General features: G+C 72.6%; 27 protein-coding genes. 17 read left to right on the forward strand and 10 right to left on the reverse strand.

What is annotated here, in order from left to right; all coding sequences use genetic code 11:
* The first annotated feature begins 21 nt into the window (after positions 1-21).
* The 15 genes from AC07B0_RS35500 to AC07B0_RS35570 all read left to right on the forward strand — a co-directional run bounded on the left by AC07B0_RS35500 (position 22) and on the right by AC07B0_RS35570 (position 12,895).
* Positions 22-192 carry a daptide-type RiPP gene (locus AC07B0_RS35500; protein ID WP_478900023.1) on the forward strand — a complete coding sequence of 57 codons (171 nt, stop codon included), beginning with the start codon at positions 22-24 and terminating at the stop codon, positions 190-192.
* A 331-nt stretch (positions 193-523) separates the two neighbouring features.
* Positions 524-1,924: a daptide-type RiPP biosynthesis dehydogenase gene (gene mpaC, locus AC07B0_RS35505; RefSeq protein ID WP_478900025.1), complete on the forward strand. Its 1,401-nt coding sequence runs from the start codon at positions 524-526 to the stop codon at positions 1,922-1,924.
* A 65-nt stretch (positions 1,925-1,989) separates the two neighbouring features.
* The gene (locus AC07B0_RS35510; RefSeq protein ID WP_356883040.1) at positions 1,990-2,148 is read left to right on the forward strand and encodes a daptide-type RiPP; all 159 of its coding nucleotides are present in this window, start codon (positions 1,990-1,992) and stop codon (positions 2,146-2,148) included.
* Positions 2,149-2,275: 127 nt separating this feature from the next.
* Positions 2,276-2,434, forward strand: coding sequence for a daptide-type RiPP (locus AC07B0_RS35515; protein ID WP_356883038.1), 159 nt, complete (start codon positions 2,276-2,278; stop codon positions 2,432-2,434).
* 106 nt (positions 2,435-2,540) lie between these two features.
* Positions 2,541-2,702: a daptide-type RiPP gene (locus AC07B0_RS35520; RefSeq protein WP_356883036.1), complete on the forward strand. Its 162-nt coding sequence runs from the start codon at positions 2,541-2,543 to the stop codon at positions 2,700-2,702.
* 238 nt (positions 2,703-2,940) lie between these two features.
* A complete protein-coding gene (gene mpaP, locus AC07B0_RS35525) occupies positions 2,941-4,578 on the forward strand; it encodes a daptide biosynthesis intramembrane metalloprotease (protein ID WP_356883034.1) in 1,638 nt (545 codons plus the stop codon).
* A gap of 78 nt (positions 4,579-4,656) precedes the next feature.
* Positions 4,657-7,194, forward strand: a complete 2,538-nt coding sequence (gene lanKC / locus AC07B0_RS35530; protein WP_467298915.1) for a class III lanthionine synthetase LanKC — start codon at positions 4,657-4,659, stop codon at positions 7,192-7,194.
* A complete protein-coding gene (locus tag AC07B0_RS35535; RefSeq protein WP_469382541.1) occupies positions 7,194-8,462 on the forward strand; it encodes a YcaO-like family protein in 1,269 nt (422 codons plus the stop codon). The genes lanKC and AC07B0_RS35535 overlap by 1 nt, the downstream gene beginning before the upstream one ends.
* A 53-nt stretch (positions 8,463-8,515) precedes the next feature.
* A complete protein-coding gene (locus AC07B0_RS35540; protein WP_356883030.1) occupies positions 8,516-9,400 on the forward strand; it encodes an ABC transporter ATP-binding protein in 885 nt (294 codons plus the stop codon).
* Entirely contained in the window at positions 9,397-10,656 is a 1,260-nt protein-coding gene (locus tag AC07B0_RS35545; protein WP_356883028.1) for an ABC transporter permease, read from the forward strand. The genes AC07B0_RS35540 and AC07B0_RS35545 overlap by 4 nt, the downstream gene beginning before the upstream one ends.
* A 50-nt stretch (positions 10,657-10,706) precedes the next feature.
* Positions 10,707-10,895 (forward strand): hypothetical protein, encoded by a 189-nt coding sequence (locus tag AC07B0_RS35550; protein ID WP_356883026.1) that lies wholly within the window; start codon positions 10,707-10,709, stop codon positions 10,893-10,895.
* A 33-nt stretch (positions 10,896-10,928) separates the two neighbouring features.
* Complete coding sequence (locus AC07B0_RS35555; RefSeq protein WP_478900027.1) at positions 10,929-11,162, forward strand: hypothetical protein; 234 nt, start codon at positions 10,929-10,931, stop codon at positions 11,160-11,162.
* A 136-nt stretch (positions 11,163-11,298) separates the two neighbouring features.
* Positions 11,299-11,502 (forward strand): cold-shock protein, encoded by a 204-nt coding sequence (locus tag AC07B0_RS35560; RefSeq protein WP_356883022.1) that lies wholly within the window; start codon positions 11,299-11,301, stop codon positions 11,500-11,502.
* A 152-nt stretch (positions 11,503-11,654) separates the two neighbouring features.
* Positions 11,655-12,248, forward strand: coding sequence for a flavodoxin family protein (locus AC07B0_RS35565; RefSeq protein WP_356883020.1), 594 nt, complete (start codon positions 11,655-11,657; stop codon positions 12,246-12,248).
* 110 nt (positions 12,249-12,358) lie between these two features.
* Entirely contained in the window at positions 12,359-12,895 is a 537-nt protein-coding gene (locus AC07B0_RS35570; protein WP_478900028.1) for a GNAT family N-acetyltransferase, read from the forward strand.
* 16 nt (positions 12,896-12,911) lie between these two features.
* Here the strand turns inward: AC07B0_RS35570 and AC07B0_RS35575 are convergent, their stop codons facing one another.
* The 9 genes from AC07B0_RS35575 to AC07B0_RS35615 form a co-directional block, all read right to left on the reverse strand.
* Entirely contained in the window at positions 12,912-13,364 is a 453-nt protein-coding gene (locus AC07B0_RS35575) for a hypothetical protein (protein WP_467298903.1), read from the reverse strand.
* 77 nt (positions 13,365-13,441) lie between these two features.
* Entirely contained in the window at positions 13,442-13,918 is a 477-nt protein-coding gene (locus AC07B0_RS35580; RefSeq protein WP_478865456.1) for a DUF3515 family protein, read from the reverse strand.
* Positions 13,918-14,259, reverse strand: coding sequence for a hypothetical protein (locus tag AC07B0_RS35585; protein WP_356879862.1), 342 nt, complete (start codon positions 14,257-14,259; stop codon positions 13,918-13,920). The genes AC07B0_RS35580 and AC07B0_RS35585 overlap by 1 nt, the downstream gene beginning before the upstream one ends.
* Before the next feature lie 55 nt (positions 14,260-14,314).
* Positions 14,315-14,626 (reverse strand): VOC family protein, encoded by a 312-nt coding sequence (locus AC07B0_RS35590; protein WP_469382545.1) that lies wholly within the window; start codon positions 14,624-14,626, stop codon positions 14,315-14,317.
* Positions 14,627-14,734: 108 nt separating this feature from the next.
* A complete protein-coding gene (locus AC07B0_RS35595; protein WP_478900031.1) occupies positions 14,735-15,016 on the reverse strand; it encodes a hypothetical protein in 282 nt (93 codons plus the stop codon).
* Positions 15,013-15,387, reverse strand: coding sequence for a DUF6247 family protein (locus AC07B0_RS35600; RefSeq protein WP_478900032.1), 375 nt, complete (start codon positions 15,385-15,387; stop codon positions 15,013-15,015). Before AC07B0_RS35600 ends, AC07B0_RS35595 begins: the two co-directional genes overlap by 4 nt.
* The gene (locus AC07B0_RS35605; RefSeq protein WP_478900034.1) at positions 15,384-15,665 is read right to left on the reverse strand and encodes a hypothetical protein; all 282 of its coding nucleotides are present in this window, start codon (positions 15,663-15,665) and stop codon (positions 15,384-15,386) included. Before AC07B0_RS35605 ends, AC07B0_RS35600 begins: the two co-directional genes overlap by 4 nt.
* A gap of 57 nt (positions 15,666-15,722) precedes the next feature.
* Entirely contained in the window at positions 15,723-16,481 is a 759-nt protein-coding gene (locus tag AC07B0_RS35610; RefSeq protein ID WP_478900035.1) for a hypothetical protein, read from the reverse strand.
* A gap of 163 nt (positions 16,482-16,644) precedes the next feature.
* On the reverse strand, positions 16,645-17,106 hold the full coding sequence (locus AC07B0_RS35615; protein WP_469382548.1) for a nuclear transport factor 2 family protein: 462 nt from the start codon (positions 17,104-17,106) through the stop codon (positions 16,645-16,647).
* A 356-nt stretch (positions 17,107-17,462) separates the two neighbouring features.
* Here AC07B0_RS35615 and AC07B0_RS35620 point away from each other — a divergent pair, with 356 nt between their 5' ends.
* Positions 17,463-17,705 carry an MbtH family protein gene (locus tag AC07B0_RS35620; RefSeq protein ID WP_467298886.1) on the forward strand — a complete coding sequence of 81 codons (243 nt, stop codon included), beginning with the start codon at positions 17,463-17,465 and terminating at the stop codon, positions 17,703-17,705.
* Between the two features lie 94 nt (positions 17,706-17,799).
* On the opposite strand, the gene AC07B0_RS35625 is transcribed toward AC07B0_RS35620, so the two are convergent.
* Positions 17,800-19,152, reverse strand: coding sequence for a lysine N(6)-hydroxylase/L-ornithine N(5)-oxygenase family protein (locus tag AC07B0_RS35625; RefSeq protein ID WP_356879850.1), 1,353 nt, complete (start codon positions 19,150-19,152; stop codon positions 17,800-17,802).
* 300 nt (positions 19,153-19,452) lie between these two features.
* Between AC07B0_RS35625 and AC07B0_RS35630 the strand changes: the two genes are divergently transcribed.
* Positions 19,453-20,097 carry an FMN-binding negative transcriptional regulator gene (locus tag AC07B0_RS35630; RefSeq protein ID WP_356879848.1) on the forward strand — a complete coding sequence of 215 codons (645 nt, stop codon included), beginning with the start codon at positions 19,453-19,455 and terminating at the stop codon, positions 20,095-20,097.
* Positions 20,098-20,127 lie beyond the last annotated feature (30 nt).

Here is a 20,127-nt window from a genome sequence, read left to right on the forward strand (position 1 = left end):
ACCACACCAAGGGAAACCGCCATGACCGAGCAGAACCCCACCGACCAGATCACCGCCCCGGCCACCGAGGAGTTCCAGCCGGAGACCACCGAGCTGGAGATGCAGGAGCTCGAAGCCCTCGAATCCCCGGGCTTCTGGACCGGCGTCTCGATCGGCACCATGGTCAGCGTCTCGGTCGTCGTCGCGACCTGATCCACCCCGGCTCCGCCGGAAGCCCCAGCGGCCCGGCCGGCCCGGTCGGCCTCAGCGACCTGAGGACCTGAGGGGCGACGACGGCCCGCACACCGGCAGTACCGCCCCACGGGGCCCGTACGGCCGCGCGTCACAAGAACCGAGGGAACGGCGGGTACGTCCCCCCGTCCCGTCCTTCCCCACCGGCGAGCCCCGCTCGCCCCCTGCGGTACGACCCCCGGCCGCAGATCCTGCCTCGGCCCCGCTTCCGGCAAAGGAATGAGCCGGGCCGAGGCAGGAACCCACACCGTAACCGATGCAGAGCACGAGTGCTCGTGGTCAAGGAGCTGACGTGAGTACCACCGCTGTACCCGGCGCCCGCCACGCCGCCCTCGGATCCGCCCCGACCCTCCCGGACACCCACCCCATGGCCCCTGCCGCCCCGACCGCAGCCCCGACCGACGCCACCGCACCGGCCCGGGCCAGGGCCCGCAAGGGCGCCATCCGCCCCCCGTTCGTCCCGCCGGCACCCCCGCTGCGCTCCATCGGCGAACTCGCCGACTGGCTGCGCCGCGACGGCGCCCCGGCCGTCACCGTCCTCGCCGACCCGGCCGTCGCCGGCCAGAGCGTCACCACCCTGGTCTGCGCACAGGTCCGCGCCGCCGGCCTCGACCCCCGCCTCGTCACCCTCGACCCGGCCGGCGGGGTCCGTGCCACCACCGAACTCGCCGCCCTGCTCGCCCCCGGCGAACTCGTCATCGGCATCGGCGGCGGCACCACCCTCGACTTCGCGAAACTCGCCGCCCTCACCGCCGCCCGGCCCGAACTGCCCAAGTACCTGAACTCCCCGCAGCGCAGCGGCTTCCTCGTCCTGCCGCCCGCCCTCGGCACCTCCGTACGGGTCCTCGCCGTCCCCACCACCCTGGGCACCGGCAGCGAACTGGGCACCGTCGCCTGCTTCGCCAAGGACGGCGCGAAACTCCTCGCCACCGGCGCCTGCCTGCGGCCCGTCGCCGCCCTGTGGACCGCCGAGGCCACCGCCACCCTGCCGCCCGAGCTGATTGCCGACGGCGTGCTCGAAGCCCTCTTCCGCACCGTCAGCCCGTACGCCGGCGACCACACCGACCTGCCCGAACAGGACGCCCAGGTCGAGGAACTCGCCGCCCGGCTCCTCGCCGCCGGCTACCACGTGGCCGCCCACCGCGCACACGGCACGCCCGTCCCCGCCGAACTGCGCCTGCGCATCGCCGAGATGAGCGGCGAGAGCCAGATCGGCCTGCTCAACATCGGCCGCAGCCCGTACGCCGTCAAATGCTGGGCCATCGCCAACGAACTCTCCACCACCCTGAACCTGGCCAAGATGCGGACCGTCTCCGCGCTCTGGCCGGTGCTGTGGCGGCGCACCCTCGCCGGAGACACCCGCCTCGGCAGCCCCGACCGCATCCGCCGCCTGTGGAGCACCCTGCGCGGCCACGCCCCCTGGCTCGACGAGGACCCCGCCGACGGCCTGCTGGCCCTGATGCGCCACTGGCACATCGACCGCACCGTCACCGCGACCGGCACCGAGATAGCCAGGGCCACCACCCGCACCATGCGGGCCTGGGGAGCGGGCCTCCCCATCCTCGACGAGTTGAGCGCCGCCGACGTACGCGCGCTCCTCACCGAGGCCACCGACCAGGCCGCCCGAGGCGCCGCACCCGGCGCCCGCGGCCGACAGGACCACCACGGCGCACAGTCCCCTGCGCGCCCGTGATGGAGCACCACCGCACCACCCGCACGGCCGTACCACCCACCGCAGCATTCCCGAGGAGGAACCGCATGAGCGACAAGAACCCGATCGAGACCGAGCTCCAGGACCTGGCGCTCTCGGAGCTGGAGATGCAGGAGCTGGAGGCCCTGGAGGCCCCGGGCTGGGCCACCAGCATCGGTGTCAGCGTCGGCATCTCGGTCGTCTCCGTCGCCTGGAGCCTGACCTGATCCCACCGGCCGGCCCGCCGGGACCCCTCCCGGCGACCGCCCACGGGCTCTGCGCACCACCCCCGGAAACCCCGGACACCACGGGACACCCCGGAAACCACCGGAACAACCCACAGAGGAGAAACACATGAGCGAGCACGACAACGTCGAGACCGAACTCCAGGACCTGGCCGTCTCGGAGCTGGAGATGCAGGACCTGGAGGCCCTGGAGGCCCCGGGCTGGGCCACCAGCGTGGGCGTGAGCGTCGGCATCTCGGTCGTCTCCGTGGCCTTCAGCCTCACGTAACACCCCCGTCCGCACCCCGCGGACCGCATCACCGCACCACCCGCGTCACCGCACCACACCACTCATTTCCGTTCACCGAGCACCACCCACCGAAAGGAAAGCCACCATGGCCGAGAACATCATCAAGACGGACGACATCACCGCCGAAGCGGGCGTCGAGCTGGAGATGCAGGAGCTGGAGGCGCTGGAGGCCCCGGGCTTCTGGACCGGCGTGTCCATCGGTGCCGGCGTCTCCTCCGCCGTCGCCACCTCGATCGCCCTCACCTGATCGAGCCCGTCAAGGACGCGACTCCCCGGTGAGCACCCCTCACCAGATCTTCGGTGACTGAGGACCACGGGTCCCAGCGCTTCGGCAACGCCGCAGATCCTGCCTCGGCCCGGCTTCCGGCAGAACGAATGAGCCGGGCCGAGGCGGGGGGCGCCCCTGAACCACCCCCGACCGCCGCAGCCCCCGGCAGGGCCCGACGGTCACCCCCGCACCCCGACCCGCCGCTAAGGAACCCACCGTGAGCGCCACCACCGCACCACCCGCTGCGCCCGCCGCGCACACGCGGCGGCCCAACCGGGCCCCGGGCACCGAGATCCACCCGCCCATGGGCGACGGCGGCACGTGGGTGCTGCAGCGGGGCCCTCGCTACATCCGCGTGACCCCCTCCGTCGCCGACCTCGCCGAGCACTTCGACGGCGAGCGCGACCACCAGGACCTGGCCCGCCTCATGGGCCGCACCTGGACCCCCGAGCTCGTCGCGGTCGCGGTCGACCGCCTCGACGGCCTCGGCCTGATCGACCGCGGCGACATGAAGGCCGCGGGACCCGACCCCCGCGTCAAGATGATCCCGCCGTTCACCGTCCAGCTGACCCTGCTCCGCCCGGGCCGCGCCATGCAGGCCCTGCAGCCCCTGTTCGCCCGCCTCGGCAACCGCGCCGTCATCGGCTCCGCCCTGCTGACCGCCCTCGTCGGACTGATCGCCCTCGCCGTCCAGCACACGTTCGTCAAGAGCTCCCTCAGCGGGCCGCTCTCGCCGCTCACCTACCTGGGCATCCTCGCCGGCCTCGTCATCGGCACCTCCATCCACGAACTGGGCCACGCCGCCACCCTGATCCGCTACGGCGGCCGCCCCTCCCGCATCGGGATCATGCTCTTCTACCTGATGCCCGCGTTCTTCTGCGACGTGTCCGACTCCTGGCGCCTGCCCCAGCGCCGCCAGCGCGTCCACGTCGCCCTCGCCGGACCCACCGTCCAGACCTTCCTCGCCGGAGCCGCCGCCCTCGCGGCCTGGCCGCTGGCAGAAGGCGGACTCAAGACCGGCCTGGTGTTCTTCGCCCTCGGCAGCTACCTCACCGGCCTGCTGAACCTGCTCCCCTTCATCAAGCTCGACGGCTACATCGCCCTGATGAGCCACGTGGACGTCCCGTACCTGCGCGACCGCGCCATGACGGACGCCCGGCGCGCCCTCGCCCGCCTCCTGTTCGGCGGCACCTACACCCGGGAGCTCGACACCCGCTGGACCACCTGGTACGGCCTGGCCTGCATGGCCTTCCCCCTGTACCTGCTCTCCACGGCCCTCGACCTGTGGATCGACCTCCTCCAGCGCGGCGGCACCATCGGCGTCTGCCTCGCCGGGTCCGCCCTCTCCTACGCCCTGTACTTCCTCGTCCGCGGAGCCCAGCGGCTCGCCGGCGAAGTACGGGCCGCGGGCGCCGCACCGCGCCGCGTGGTCCCGGTGACCGCCGCCCTCGCCGCGGCGGCCGGCGCGCTGATGTTCCTGCCCGTCACCCACACCGTCCCCGCCGCCTACGTCACCCGCGGCCAGCACACCGAGCTGGTCCTCCTCGACGGCGCCGACACCGACCGCCTCGCCCCCGGCCAGCAGGTCACCCTCACCGCCAACGGCCCGGTCCTGCACCCCGTCGTCGGCACCGCGGCCATCGCCGCCGGCGCCCCCGGCCCCGGCACCGCGCCGCTCTCCTCCTTCTTCCCCATCTCCCTCGACGGAGCCCCCGAACTGCCCGTCACCAGCTACCGGCTGACCGTCGACGGCACCCCGGGGCAGCCCACCGGAGCCGCCGAGGTCGCCACCGGCACCCTCCCGCTCTGGGAAGTCGCCTACCGCACCTACATCAGCCCCTTCATCCCGTCCTGACACCCGGGACCGCGCCACCGTCCACTTTCCCCGCGGCCACCGCCGCACCCGCACGCATCCACGGCCAGGAGACGTATCGTGCTTGACTTCCGCTTCCTCGACTTCTGCCGCGAGGACTCCCTCTTCTACGACGCCCCCGACCACACCGGCGCCGCCGACCAGGACTTCCACGCGGGCCGCATTCCGGCGCCAGGCTGGACCGTGACCCGCGGAAGAGAATGGACGGTCTGCACCCCGCCCGTGCTCGACATCCCCGACCAGGGATGGAAGATCCACGTCTCGGCCTCGCCGGACAACGCGGCGACGCTCCTCGACCTGGTCGCCCCGTACTGCGCGGACCACGAGCTGATGTACAAGTACATCTCCAACCGCGACATCCTCGGCCGCCGCGGCAGCAAGTACGGCGACCGCAGCGCCAGCGGCAAGTTCATCACCATCTACCCGCCGACCGACGCCTCCCTCGAAAAGACGCTGAACGACCTGGAGGAACTGGTCGGCGGCACCCCCGCCCCCTACATCCTCAGCGACCTGCGCTGGAAGCAGGGCCCCCTCTTCGTCCGTTACGGCGGCTTCGTCCTGAAGATGGCCCGCGCCGACAACGGCACCCTCGTCCCCGGCATCCGCAACCCCGCCGGCGAGATGGTCCCGGACCTGCGCCGCCCCGCCTTCAAGCCGCCGGAGTGGGTCACCCTCCCGGACTTCCTCGCCGAGGCCCACCTCACCCGCAAGCAGGGCACCCTCAAGGACTTCCCGTTCCGCGTCTACAAGGCCCTGCACTTCTCCAACGGCGGCGGCGTCTACCGCGCCGTCGACCACCGCACCGGCACCGAGGTCCTCCTCAAGGAGGCCCGCCCCCTCGCCGGCCTCGACGGCAGCGGCGCGGACGCCGTCACCCGCATGGAACGCGAGCACTGGGCCCTGACCAAGCTCGCCGGACTGCCCACCGTCCCCGCCCTGCTCGACTACCGCGACGGACACGAACACCGCTTCCTGGCCCGCGAGTTCGTCGAGGGCGAGGCGCTCATCGACGTCCTGCGGACCCGTCACCCCTTCACCAACGGCAACAACACCCCGGCCGCCCGCGCCGCCTACACCACCTGGGCCCTCGACATCCTCGACCAGGTCTCCGAAGGCGTCGCCGCCATGCACGCACGGGGCGTCGTCTTCGGCGACCTCCACCCCGGCAACATCCTCGTCAAGCCCGACGACACCGTGGCCTTCATCGACATGGAGACCTCCACGCCCGTCGAGGCGAACAGCGAGCAGGCCATGGGCGCCCTAGGCTTCCACGCCCCCCACCACATCACCGGCGCCGACGTCGACCTGTTCGCCCTCGCCGTGCTCCGCCTGACGATGTTCGTCCCCATGCCCCAGGTCGTGCCGTGGGGCGTCGCCAAGGTCCGCACCCTCATCAAGGTCGCCACCGAACAGTTCGACCTGCCGGCCTCCCTCGTCACCGCCATCGAGGACGCCCTCGGCCCCGAGGTCCTCACCTCCGGCAAGGACTTCTCGGCGCCCTGGCCCGAGGACCCCTCCTACGCCGCCGTACGCGAGACGATCGCCCGCTCCATCATCGACACCGGCACCCCCGAGCGCGCCGACCGCCTCTACCCCGGCGACGCCATGCAGTTCCTCGCCCCCGGCGGCGGCACCACCTTCGCCTACGGCGCCGCCGGCATCCTGTGGGCCCTGTCCCACACCGGCCACGAACCGCCCGCCGAGCACGTCCAGTGGCTCGCCGACCACTCCCGCGACGTCGAGACCGACGGCCCCGGCTTCTACACGGGCCTCGCCGGCATCGCGTACACCCTCGACCACTTCGGCCGCCACGACGAAGCCGCCGCCCTCATGGCCCGCGCCTTCGCCACCCCCGCCCCCGGCATCAGCGACTCCCTCGCCAACGGCTGGTCCGGCCTCGGCCTCACCGCCGTCCACCTCGCCGAACGGCGCGGCGACAGCGGGTACCTCGACATGGCCCGCAGCATCGCGGCCCGCCTCGGCGGACCCGACAGCGCCCTGCCCGGCCCCAAGCGCGTCGGCCTCGTCCACGGCCGCGCCGGCCACGCCCTGTTCCTGCTGCGCCTCTTCGAAGCCACCGGCGACACCTCCTACCTGGACGCCGCCACCGTCGAACTCCGCGCCGACCTGGAGACCATCGACCTCGACCAGGCCGACAGCCGGCTGCGCCTGGGCCCCGGCCTCGTCGGCAGCGCCGGCCTGGCCATGGTCACCCACGCCCTCGCCGCCTACCGGCCCGACCCCGACCTCCTCAAGGCCCACGACCAGCTCCTGGACACCGTCCAGACCCACTTCGCCGTCCCCTGCGGCCTCTTCAACGGCCGCTCCGGCGCCGTCCTCGCCCTCACCGACCACACCGCCGGAGCCCCCGGCCGGCTCGGCGCCCACATCGAGGCCCTCGGCTGGGAGGCCCTCGCCGCCGAACCCGGCCGCATCGACTTCCTCGGCGACCACGGCTACCGCCTCTCCACCGACCTCGCCACCGGCTCCTCCGGCGTCCTGCTCGCCCTCACCGCCCTGACCACCGACGACACCCAGCCGCTGCCCTTCTTCACCTTCGCGCCGCGGCCCACCTCCACGGTCCAGGCGGCCGCGTGATGATCGACATCCCGCGCACCCTGGCCCCCACCACCGGAGTCGCCTCCCGCTACTCCCTCATCCCGCCCAGGGGCACCAACCCGCTGTGGAGCGCCGCCGTCGCGCTCCACGCGGTCCCGGGCATGACCGACGACCAGGTCCCCCTCTCGGCGCTCGTCGCCGGCGCCAGCGGCCACTCCCGCGCCGACGCCCTGCTCCGCGGCGCCGGCGAGGCCGTCGAACGCCGCGCCCTGCACCCGCACCCGGCCCTGCCCGGTCTCTGCGGCACCGCCACCACCCTGGGCCGGCCCACCCTGAACCCCGAGCACCCCCGGCACGCCCTCGCCCACCCCGACGCCGCGACCGCCTTCCTCGGCTGGGTCCCCGGCCGGCGCCTGAGCGACGGCGCCACCGTGATGGTCCCCGCCGACCTCGTCGACTGGCCCACCCTCACCCCGACGTCCCTCTTCGACCCCGGGCCCTCGGGCGCCGCCGCGGGCAACTCCCGCACGATGGCGCTGCGTTCCGCGCTCATCGAGGTCATCGAGCGGGACGCCTTCACCGTCGCCTGGGGCCGCCAGCTGCGACTGCCCGCCTACACCGACCCGGCCGCGGCCGTCACCACCCCCGCCGACCGGCCCACCGCGGAAGCCCTGCGCGGCCTGTGGCAGCGCGCCCTCGACGCGGACATCACCCCCACCCTGGCCCGCATCCCCACCGCCGTCCCCGGCCTGTGGTGCATCGTCGCCTCCCTCGTCGAACCGGCCCGCCCCGGCGCCCTGGCCACCGTCGGCATGAAGGCCTCCGACCGCCCGCACGACGCGCTCCTCGGCGCCCTCCAGGAGGCCTGGCAGGTCCGCACCGCCCTGGAGACCGCCCGCCTCGACCCCCGGCCGGTGCCCGAGGTCCTCGTCACCGAGCACGACCGGATCCAGTACATGCTCACCCCCCGCGCCCACACCGCCGTCAGCGACTGGGTCGCCGGGTTCACCCCGAGCCGCCGCCCCATGACGCCCACCGAGGTCAGCACCGAGGACATCGTCGCGGGGATCCTCGCCGACGGCGCCGACCCGGTCGTCGTCGACCTCACCCCGCGCCTGCCCGCCACCGTCGCCTCCATGGGCTGGCAGGCCGTCAAGGTCGTCCCGGCCGGCTACCAGCACCTGCGGATGGACGAGACCCACCGCTGGAGCTGGAACCGGCCCCGCCTGGACAGCGCCCCCGAACGCACCGGCTGCCCCGCCCGCCTCGACGACCACACGGCCGCCGCCCCCCACCCCCTGCCCTGACCCACCGCCCCGCACGACACGCCCCCGGCCCCGGACGGGAGGAAAGGAACCCCATGCTGGAACTGGACAACGTGGTGAGGCGCTTCGGCGAACACACCGCGGTCAGCCACGTCTCCTTCCGCGTCGACGACGGCCGGATGACCGGCTTCGTCGGCGGGAACGGCGCCGGGAAGACCACCACCATGCGCATGATCATGGGCGTGCTGTCGCTGAACGGCGGCGAGATCCGCTGGAACGACGACCTCGCCACCGACGCGGACCGCCGCGGCTTCGGCTACATGCCGGAGGAACGCGGCCTGTACCCCAAGCAGTCCGTCCTCAGCCAGCTCGTCTACCTCGGCCGGCTCCGCGGCCTCGGCCAGGCCGGCGCCCAGCGCTCCGCCACGGCTCTCCTGGAGCGGCTCTCCCTCGCCGACAAGCGCGACGCCCGCCTGGAATCCCTGTCCCTGGGCAACCAGCAGCGCGTCCAGATCGCCGCCGCCCTCATCGGCGACCCGCACCTGCTCGTCCTGGACGAGCCGTTCTCCGGACTGGACCCGCACGCCGTCGACAGCATGGCCGACCTCCTGCGCGAACACACCGACCGGGGGGTCCCGGTGCTGTTCTCCTCCCACCAGCTCGAACTCGTCGAACGGCTCTGCGACGACCTGGTCTTCCTCTCCGGCGGCCGCGTCCTCGCCCAGGGCACCTCCGACGTGCTGCGCCGCCGCGGCACCGTCCGCCACCGCCTGGTCACCGGCGGCCCGACCCGCTGGATCCACGAGGTCCGGGGAGTGACCGTCATCGAGGAACACGAGGGCGCCGCCCTCGTCGAAGTGGCCGCCGCCGACGCGGCCGACCGGCTCCTGGCGGAGGCACTGCGCCGAGGATCGGTACGCGAGTTCGCCGAGATCGTCCCCAGTGTCGCCGACGTATTCAGGGAGATGACGGCAGCATGAGCAGCACCCTCACCACCGAACGCACCACCGCCCCCACCGCCCCCGCCCCGGCACCCGCCACGCCGGCACCGCGCCCCGCCGCAGAGCGCCGCGAGGCGGCCTGGCGGATCGTCACCGCCCGCGAGATCGCCGTCAAGATCCGCGACCGCGGGTTCCTGCTCTCCACCCTGGCCACCCTCGCCCTGATCCTCGGCGCGGTCGCCCTCCAGGTCTACCTCGCCTCCACCGCCGGGAAGATCAGCGTCGCCGCCGTCGGCGCCGACAGCGGCCGCCTCGTCCAGCAGGCCGTCGCCCTCGCCGACCGGGCGGGCCAGGACGTCGAGATCACCGTCAAGGCCGAGGCCTCCGAGGAAGCCGTACGGGAGGCCGTCCGCTCCGGCGACGTCGAAGCGGGCCTGATCCGCACCCCCGAGGGCTGGACCCTGCTCGGCAAGACCGACCGGGACCCCACCGCCTCCACCTGGATCGGCGCCGCCGTCCAGAACACCGCCCTCGAAGCCAACGCCACCGGCGCCGGCACCAGCCTCGACGCCCTCACCCGCGGCGCGGCACTCCAGCACACCCTGCTCTCACCGGACGAGACCCCCGAAGCGGTCGTCCACATGGCGGTCTACTTCTTCGGCTTCCTCTTCTACCTCGCCGCCGTCCTGCTCGGCGTCTCCCTCGCCACCAGCATCGTCGAGGAGAAGCAGAACCGGATCGTGGAGATCATCGCCAGCTCCATCCGGCTGCGCGACCTCCTCGTCGGAAAGATCGTCGGCTCCACGGTCCTCGCCCTCACCCAGATGCTCGCCTTCGCCGCGGCCGCGGCCATCGGCCTCGTCGCCATGGGCGAGAGCGAGACCCTCGGCCAGGTCACCGCCGGCCTCGGCTGGTTCCTCGTCTACTACGTCGTCGGAATCGCCGTCCTGGCCTGCGTGTTCGCCGCCGCCGGCGCGATCGCGACCCGCACCGAGGACATCCAGTCCACCACCACCCCGGTCAACGCGATCGTCGCGGTCGTCTTCATCGCCGGGATCTCCGCCTCCGGCACCGCCCAGACCGTGCTGTCCTTCCTGCCCCTGACCTCCACCATCACCATGCCCGGCCGCATCGTCGCCGGCGACACCACCTGGTGGGAACCCGCGCTCTCCCTCCTCGTCTCCCTCGCCGCGGCCGTCCTGGTCATCCTCACCAGCGAGCGGATCTACCGCCGCGCCCTCATGCAGACCGGCGGACGGCTCTCCTTCCGCCAGGCCCTCAAGCTCGGCGACTGACCGACCCCTTCCACCCGGACCCCACCACCCCTCATCCAAGGAGAAACACCATGGCCGCCAGCACCTCCCAGCGCTCCACCACCCTCATCGCCGCCCTCCTGGCGATCCTGGCCTGCGCCGAGATCGCCCTGGTCGCGAGCGACGTCGACAACACCCTGCGCTACGGCGGCGGCGCCGCGATCCTCGTCGCCCTCGCCGCGGGCACCTTCCAGCTGAGCCGCGCCCGCCGCAACAACTGACCCACCCGCACCTCAAGCACGCAGGAGTCACCGATGGCCACGGAGCACCACATCCGGATCGAAGGCCCCGCCGACGCGACCCCGGAAACCGCCGCGATCCGTCTGATCGCCCAGCTCCCCACCGATTGGAGCGCCACCGTCGACTCCTGCGCCGGCTCCACCGCCACCCTGACCCTGACCACCCCCGAGCTCCCCCCGGCATCGGTGACCACGGCCGTCGACGCCGTCCTCACCGGCGCCGCCCTGCGCGGCTGGCACCGCCACTGACCCACCCCGACGCCACGTGCCCCCGCCCCCGGCGGGGGCACGGCCATGCCCGTTTCACCCGCCGGAGGCTGGGGAGTAATGAGCGCGGGAGCCGGGCGCGACGACAGCGCCGGGCCCGACGGACGGAAGGCACGGCATGGCTCAGGGCACTGTGAAGTGGTTCAACGCCGAGAAGGGGTTCGGTTTCATCGCTCCGGACGACGGCACTCCCGACGTCTTCGTGCACTTCTCCGCGATCGACTCCACGGGCTACCGCTCGCTCGACGAGAACCAGCGGGTGGAGTTCTCCACCTCGCAGGGCCCGAAGGGCCCCCAGGCCGAGCAGGTCCGCCCGCTCTGACCGCGGCCCCGCCGGGTCCGCCGCCCGAGCCCCCGACCGGGCCGGGGCGGCGGATCTGACAGACCGGCAGGCCGACGGAATATCCCCGGCGGACACGGTGGTTGGAGGCGTCGAACGCAACCGACCGGCCCCGTACCCGCACCGGAGCAGACATGACGACCGACGCCGCCCGCTCGTTCCTCTTCGTACTCGGCAGTTCCCGCCCCGACGGCAACACCGAGATCCTCGCCCGCGAGGCCGCCGCTCAACTGCCCGCCGGCGTTCCGCAGACCTGGGTGGACCTGGCCCGCCTCCCGCTGCCCGACTTCCAGGACGGCCGTCACGAGGGCGGCGCCTGGACGCCGGACGAGAACGAACTGGCCCTGCGGCAGGCCACCCTGGAGGCCACGGACATAGTCCTCGCCTCACCCCTGTACTGGTACACCGTCTCCGCCCACACCAAGCGCTACCTCGACTACTGGTCCGGCTGGCTGGCGGTCCCGGAGCTGGACTTCAAGCAGCGCATGGCGGGCCGCACCCTGTGGGGCGTCACGGCCATGGCGGAGTACGACGAAGCCGTCGCCGACGGCCTGGCCACCACCCTCACCAACACGGCCGCCTACCTGCGCATGCACTTCGGCGGCGTCCTCCTCGGCAACGGCTCCCGCCCCGGCCAGGTACGCGACGACGCACGCGCGATGGTCCGCGCCAAGACCTTCTTCGAGCGCGAAACCCCCCTCGCCCGCTTCCCGAACGAACAGCCCTAGACCCCGCACGCGCAGGTGAGGGGAGTCGGCGCGGGGGAGGGCGGCCGCCGGTGGGCGCGTACCGTCCACCGCCCCTCCCCACCAGGGACGCGGCACGGTTGGATGGGGGCATGCCGATACGCACCGGACCCCAGTGGGTGAAGCTCGCACTCGACCTGACCGCCTTCGACGCCCGGCGCTTCGGCGCGTACGTGGCGAGGGCCCGCCGCGAGGACATCCGGCTGACGACCCTCGCCGACCTCGGCGACACCCCCGGGCACCGCCGGGCCCTGTACGAACTCGACAGGACCTGTTCCGCCGACATCCCGGAGCGGGGCGGGTTCCACACGTACGACGAGTACCTCGCGCGCCGCTTCGACACCCCCTCCTACGACCCGCGCGGCATCGTCCTCGCCCTCGACGGCGACGCCTGGGTGGGCATGGCCGCGACCTCCCACCACGACGGCTACCTCCTCAACGAGATGACCGGCGTCCGGGCCGGCCACCGCGGCCGAGGCCTGTCCATCGCCATGAAGACGATCGGCACCCGCTTCGCCGGCCTGTACGGGGCCTGCGAGATCCGCACGCTCCACCACCCGGCCAACACGAACGCCATCGCCATGAACCGGAAGATGGGATTCGTCGACGCCGACTGGCCCGACCCCTGACGGGCCGCCGGCCGGATCACCACGTCAGCTTGTAGGTGCTGTCCTTCGGGACCGGGTGCGGCGCCGTGTCGGTGTAGAGGAGCCGCATCGTCGTGAACCGGTCCAGGTCGGGGTGGTCGGGCCAGCGCTCGGGGTTCGCCAGGGTCACCGTCACCGGGTACGCGCGGAAGCGGCCCGCCGCGCAGTACGGACGGCAGTCGTTCACCATGTCGGTGCCGGTGGCCGTCGCGGTCCGTGTTCCCCAGTCGTGCCAGCGCAGGTCGACGAGGCGGTTGTTCCCGTCACCGCAGGCCAGCAGGTACTCCTCGGGCCGCACCTGGGCCTGCGCGAAGCAGTCGACGACCACGACCGGATCGGGATCGACCCGGGCGGGGGCGGAGGTGGCGGCGGAGGCCGGCACGATGGTGGTCAGCAGCGCCGCCGCCGCGAACAGTGCGGCGCCCGTCCGCGCCCTGCGTGATACGTCCACGGAACCCTCCTCGCCCTGCGATCACACCCAGCCTCTCCCATACCGGCCGCACTCGCACACGCTGTACGCACCGTGACTCAGGTGTCACTCAGGGCGAGGCACCTGGACTTCCGTACCAACCCCCCCAGACTGCCGCCGACCGCCACCAGGGCGTCCCCCGCGAGCTGACGGCTCTCCTTGAAGGACACCTCGACCGCCGGGTCGGTCCCGTACACGGTGAAGACCCACCCGTCGCCGCGCTTCGCCCGCTCGTCGTCGAGCACCCAGTCGACGCCGTTCACGTTCATGCAGGTGTCGACGGTCGGTGCCGGCGGCCGCACCCCGCACCGCAGGACCACGGCCCCGCCGCCCCACCCGGCCGCGCCGGCTCCCTCGACCGCGTCGCGGTCCCGCCCGAGCAGCCGCTCGGGCAGCCGGCCGACCACGTCCGTACACGCGGCGCTCCGCGCGAAGGGCCCGGCCGGCACGGCGTAGTCGTCCAGGGCGGTCACCAGGCCGCCGACGGCGGCCGCGACCGCCACCGCGCACACCGCGCCCGTCCTCGTGCGCGTCATCAGCAGTGGTATCCGTCCGGGCACTCGGAGGCGAATTCCCAGAACGCGAAGAAGAGCAGGACCGCGACGGCGGACACCGCGCCCATGACGGCGAAGCGCCGCAGGACGTCCCTGCGCCCTCCGAACAGGGCGATCCCCAGCCCGACGGCCGGCGCGAGCACCAGACCGCCCAGCCCCGCCCACACCAAGGCCGCCAAGGCCCACTCGTCGACGAGGTACCGCGTCTGCGCGAAGGCGCCGACGAGCACCGCCGCCACGAAGCACGCGGGTGACGCCATCCACCACCGCCCCAGCAGACCGACCGCACGCCCGGGAGGCCTTCCGACATCATGAGAAGCCATCTCCGGATCATAAGGACCCCCGGCCCGGCCCCTGTTGGCGCCCACCCGCCCCGGCCTAGGCCGGCCCGTGCTCCTCCGGGACGGTCAGCACCACCGTCCGCCCGTCCGGGTCGGTCAGGGTGTGCCGGCCCGCAGGCAGGAACCGGGTCCCGTGCGCGGGCGCGGTGAGCCCGAGGCGCAGGTACCCGGTCGGCGGCCGCCTGGTCGCCGGGTAGAGCTCGAGGACACCGCCGTCGGCGAGCGTGGCGGCATGGTGCTCGGGCCCGCTCCCGTGCTGCTCCGGCACGAACACGAGGCCCAGCAGGCCGTAGAAGTCACGACAGGCGTCGAGCCGGTCCGTGTAGATCACAACGAGATCGATGATCACAAAGGCGCTCCAGGTATCGGGGGACACCCCCCGGTGCGTGCGTCGGCAGACCCCCAGTCTCGGTCACACCGAACCCCCCACCCCCGAGACCCCGTTCAACGGCCGCGGTCACAGGACTTCGTACGGCGGGATGACGCGGACGATCGCGATGAGCCGGAGGCGCGGCAGGGCGAGGGCGTAGAACCATCCGTCGTCCAGGAGCGGGATCCGGCGCAGGCCGCCCGACACGCCCCGGCGCGGACCTTCACCGATGTCACCGACGTCGACGCCGACGCCGGCGAGGACGACGAGCTCACCCGCCAGCCGTTCGACCTCGTCGACCACGTGCGATGGGAGGCCCTTGATGACGTGCTCGGCGTCGGGGTCGTACTCCCAGCGCCAGGCGCTCACTCGGCTCCGCCGTGCGGAAGGCCGGCTTCGGCGGCCGCCTTGTCCAGGATCAGCCCGATCTCGGCGGCGAGGGCACGGGCCTCGTCGACGTCCGTGACGTGCGCGGCCCGGTCCTCCAGCGCGCGCAGCCGGGCGGCCTGGGCGGGGTGCCGTTCGACGGCGACGTAGAGGGCCCACTGCCGCAGGAACCTGCGCACCGGGGCGGAGCTGACCCGGTCGCGGGCCAGGGCGAGGGCGGCCGCCCGTTCCGCGTCGAACGAGGGCACGGCCTCGGGCGCGACCCGGGCCAGAGCGGCGCGCAGGTCCTCCGCGGTCATCGCGGGCTGGGGGAGCCCGGTGCCGTTTCCGGGGTGCTCGGCGGCGGTGCTCATGCGGCGTCGGCCTCGTCGTCGTGGGAGGTGCGGGAGGTGTCCCGGTGGGCGGCCGCGAGGGTCGAGACGTGCTGGCGGGACCATCCGACGCGGGCGGCGACCGCGGCCGGCCCGCCGCGCTCGTAGCGTGCGGCGATCCGCCCCGCCGCCTCACCGAGCGCGCCGCGGGCCTGTTCGAGAGCCTGCGTGCACGCCGCCAGGGCCTCGGCCAGCCGGTCCAGCTCGGCCTCCTCTTCGGGGCCGAGTGCCACCTGGGTCGCACGGGTTCCGACAACCATGGGCGCCACCCTTCCGCACCCCCGCCGAAATCGCAACCGCGCTTGACAACCCGGTCCCTACCGGACGGCAGCCCGCCGGTACCGGTGGAGCTGCCGGGCCGCGTATCCCACGAAGGGAACGACGACGGCGGGCACGACCCACCAGGGGACGTCGAGGGCGAGGGCGAGGAACGCCACCCCGCCGCAGGTGATGCCCGTCCCGATCAGCATGGGCTTCACGAACGGGCGCCAGCCGAGGTGCCCGTGCCCGTCGCGTCCGGCCAGTCGGACCGTGCCGAGTACCAGCCCCAGGGCCGCCAGCAGGCCCGCGAACGTGGCGACGCCGGCGGTCATCTGGGCTTCGTCGCGGGGTTCGTCGGCGGAGCTTTCCCGGATGCCGTCCCGGCTCAGCGCCATGACGTCGCCGCGCCAGACGGTACCGGTCACCCGGTCCCCCGGCCGGAGCTGTTTCACCAGCGGCCCCCCACCGCCGAACGGGACCAACCCCCTGCCGAAGGGCGTGCCGTGCACGATGACGTCGTACACGGTGCTCTTCCCCGAGTCCTTGGACACCACGCTCTCGACGGTGAACGAGACCGTACGCAGGCAGTCCTCCCCGGGGCAGGGCCCGGTCGCCGCGTAGGCCTCGTACCGGCTGACGTCGGACGGCAGCACCTCGGCAGCCAGGAAGAAACAGGCCAGGGCCGGGACCAGGGACAGCGCGATCAGCGCGGCGCCGAGGAGCCGGTCCCCGGCGGACCGGCGGGCGGGTACGTCCCCGTCCGGCGGAGGCGGCATCGGCGTGTCCGGCCGGTCACCCGTGGTCGTTCCAGTCACTTCAGGCCTCCCCCTGCTCGGGAGACCGGGTCTCCGGAGCGCACCCGCGGTTGCCTCCGGCCGAAGAACCGCCGGCGCGAAGGCGGTTGGTCCAGGCTAGCTACCGGAAACCGGCGCCCGACGGCCGGGGTGCGCGGTCCGGTACGGACCGGGCGTGCGGGGCTCAGGCCAGGTCGTCGCGGGTTATGCGGCGGTGTGCGGTGCGCCATTCGCCGCGGGTGCGCAGCAGGACGTCCTCCATGACGTACACGTGCAGCACCTTGGAGCCGCCTCCGGCGGGCGTCACGTACACGAGGGCCGAGCAGCGGGTGTGCAGGGCCCCGTCCGGCTGGGGCCGTACGTCGAGCATGCCGATCCAGTGGTCGAGGCGGCTGCCGGCCCGCCGCTGCCGTTCCGCGCCGGCGCGGACGTAGCCGGCGAGTCCGGTGCGGGCACGCACCGGCACGGACAGGGAGGGGGTCTCGAAGACGGCGTCCTCGGTGAAGGTGGCCGCCCAGCGCTCGGTGTCGTGCGCGTCCAGGATCCGCATCTGGTGCGCGTAGAACTGCTGGACCTGCGCGTACAGGGCGGCGAAGTCCTGGCTCTGGGCGTTGAGTTCGGCGGTGCCCACCAGCTCGATGGTCATGATCTCAGCCTCCGCTTGCGTCCGTGTCCTTGGGGTGGTGGGGGACGCCGAGGGGATCCCGGGGATCTCCAGGGGATCCGCACTCGGTACGGACAGTCTCTGCGGCCCGGATGGAGCATCCTTTAAATACTCCTCAAGCGGTCCCGCCGACCCTGGCGACGCCGGACCGGGAAAAGTCCTGGCAACGGGACAGCGGGTCGCCGATATCGAGAGGAACGGGCACCGAAGGCCTCCACGGGATTCCTGAAAGGTGCCATGATCGGGGCTGGCTTATCGCCAGCCCGATGCCACCGAGGAATGATGGTTCACTTTCCGCTCGAAAGTGAATCGTGGACGGCTTGAATTGGAGTGCATTCATGAGCAGCAACCCGTTCGACGACGCTGAAGGCCGGTTCTGGGTTCTGGTGAACGACGAGCAGCAGCATTCACTGTGGCCCTCGTTCGCGACGGTGCCCGCCGGCTGGCGCATCGTGTTCGGCGAGGAGAGCCGCGACAAGTGCCTCGCGTACGTGGAGGAGCGCTGGACCGACCTGCGGCCGCAGAGCCTGCGGGACGCGATGGACGCCGGCGCGGCCGCCGCTGCCGCCGACGCCGCGTGAGCTGACCGGCCGACCGGGCGTACCCCGGGAACCGCCAAGGGGTGGGCCCCGGTGCTGCGGCCGCAGCACCGGGGCCCACCCCCTCCCGGCCGTCTCAGGCGGCCGAGGGCTCCCGCTCCGCGGCCGAGGTGCGGTTCAGCTCCCGCTCGGTGCGCCGCAGCACGATCGAATCGGCGATCTCGCCGCTGCGGACCGCGATGTTCGACAACAGCGACGACGACAGGCCGTGGCTGTGCTCGGTGCCGCCCTGGACGTAGACGCCGCAGGTCAGTCCGGAAGCGGCGACGAGGCGGTAGTCGCGCTCCACCCGGTGCCGGCCCGCCGCGTCGCGCTGGAAGTGGCGGTCGAAGTCACCGAGCAGGCGGGCCGGGTCCAGGCCGTCGTAGCCGGTGGCGAACACCAGCGCGTCGACCGTCAGTTCCTCCGTCCGGTCGTCGAGCAGCGAGCGCAGCACCACCCGCGCCCCGCTTCCGACGCGCTCGACCGCGTCGACCCGGGTGAGGTTGCGGAAGTGCAGCCGTCGGCTGTCCCGCACCTGCTCGTCGTACGAACGCTGGTACAGCGAGCGGATGACGTCGGAGTCGACCACCGAGTAGTTGGTGTTGCGGTGGTAGCGCCAGAACGCGTCCTGCGCCTTCTCGCTGCCGAAGTAGTACTCGTCCACCGCGGCCGGGTCGAACACCTGGTTGGCGAAGGGGGTGTCGTCGGCGACGGAGTATCCGTAGGACGGGATGACCGCGGAGACCTGGGCGTGCGGCAGCGCGTCGTGCAGGAAGCGGGTGATCTCGGCCGCGCTCTGGCCGGCGCCGACCACGGCCACGCTCTTCAGGTCCTCCGGGGCCTGCGCGTTGAACTTGGTCAGGAACTCCGAGCTGTGCCACACGCGTTCGTCGGCGCTCACGCCCTCCGGCAGGCGCGGCACCAGGCCCGTCGAGACGGCCACGTTGCGCGCCGTGACCGTGCTGGTGGTGCCGTCGCTGCCGCGCACCTCGACCTCCAGCAGGTCGGGCGCGCCGGCCCCGGCCTCGGCCACGGGCCGGATCGAGGTGACCTCGGCGCCGTAGGTGACCCGGTCGGCGAGCCCGGCGGCCGCCCACTCCAGGTACTGGTGGAACTCCTGCCGGGTCGGGAAGAAGTCCTGGTTGTTCACGAACTGCACCAGCCGGTTGGAGGCGTGCAGGAACGAGATGAAGCCGAACCGGGATACCGGATTCCGGAAGGTCACCAGGTCCTTGAGGAACGAGATCTGCATGGTCGTCGACGGCAGCAGCATGTTCCGGTGCCAGCCGAAGGACGGCTGCCGCTCGAAGAAGTGGGATCTGACCGGATGCTGCGGAGCGCTCGCTCCGTGCTCCTCCAAGGCGATCGCGAGCGACATGTTGGACGGGCCGAACCCGATGCCCACCACGTCGTAGATCTCTTGGCTGCGCCTATCCGTTACGCCCATAGAAAACTCTCCCGCTTGCGTCTGAAAAACTCGGACGGTGGCCCGAGAGACCGTTATGCAGTGTTGCTCCGGAGAGTGCCCCAAGGCAACTTGAAGACGGTATGAAGGTCATTGGAGAGTGCTTCTCGCGTTGCTCGATATGCGAAAGCGTTGTCCTGTCGACGGGACGCCGGTACGGTCGGCGCATATCTGCAGAATCCCTGCGTGGCGAGGCCGATGGCGTGTTTCCGGAGGAGTGCCGTCAGTCATGCACTGAGCCAGAGCCATGCCCTGAGTCAATTGCCGAAAGGGTGAATTCGGATGTACGTGCCCAGCTTTTACCGCGAACCGGACAGTTCGTGGATGGTGGACCTGATCCGTGGTAATCCATTGGCGCTCGCGGCGGCCAACGGCAGCCGGGAGGACGGCCCGTTCGCCACGCACCTGCCGGTCATCTTCGACCCCGAGACGTCCGGCGACTGGTCCGGCGACCTGACGGGGGCCACGCTGCTCGGACACATGAACCGGGCCAATCCGCACTGGGCGGCCCTGGAGTCGGGCAGCGTCCTGCTGCTGACGTTCACCGGTCCGCACTCCTACGTGTCGCCCACGGTGTACGGGGTGACCCCGGCCGCCCCGACCTGGAACTTCACCTCGGTGCACGTCCGGGGCGTGGTGGAGAAGATCGACTCGACGGAGGAGGCGCTGGGCGTGGTGCAGTCCACCGTACGGGCCTTCGAGGGGGAGTTCGGCAGCGGCTGGGACATGACCGGGTCGCTCGACTACTTCCGCAAGATCGTGCCCGAGGTGGGGGCCTTCCGGTTCACCGTGACCGGGGCCGAGGGCATGTTCAAGCTCAGCCAGGAACAGCCGGGCGAGGTGCGCGAGCGGGTACGGGAGTCGTTCGGGCAGAGCGCGTGCAGGTACCAGCGCGAGACCGCCGGGCTGATGAGTGCCCTGCCGTGACGCGGGGCGAGGTGACGTGACGCGCCGGCG

This window comes from Streptomyces sp. NPDC044704 (assembly GCF_056433525.1).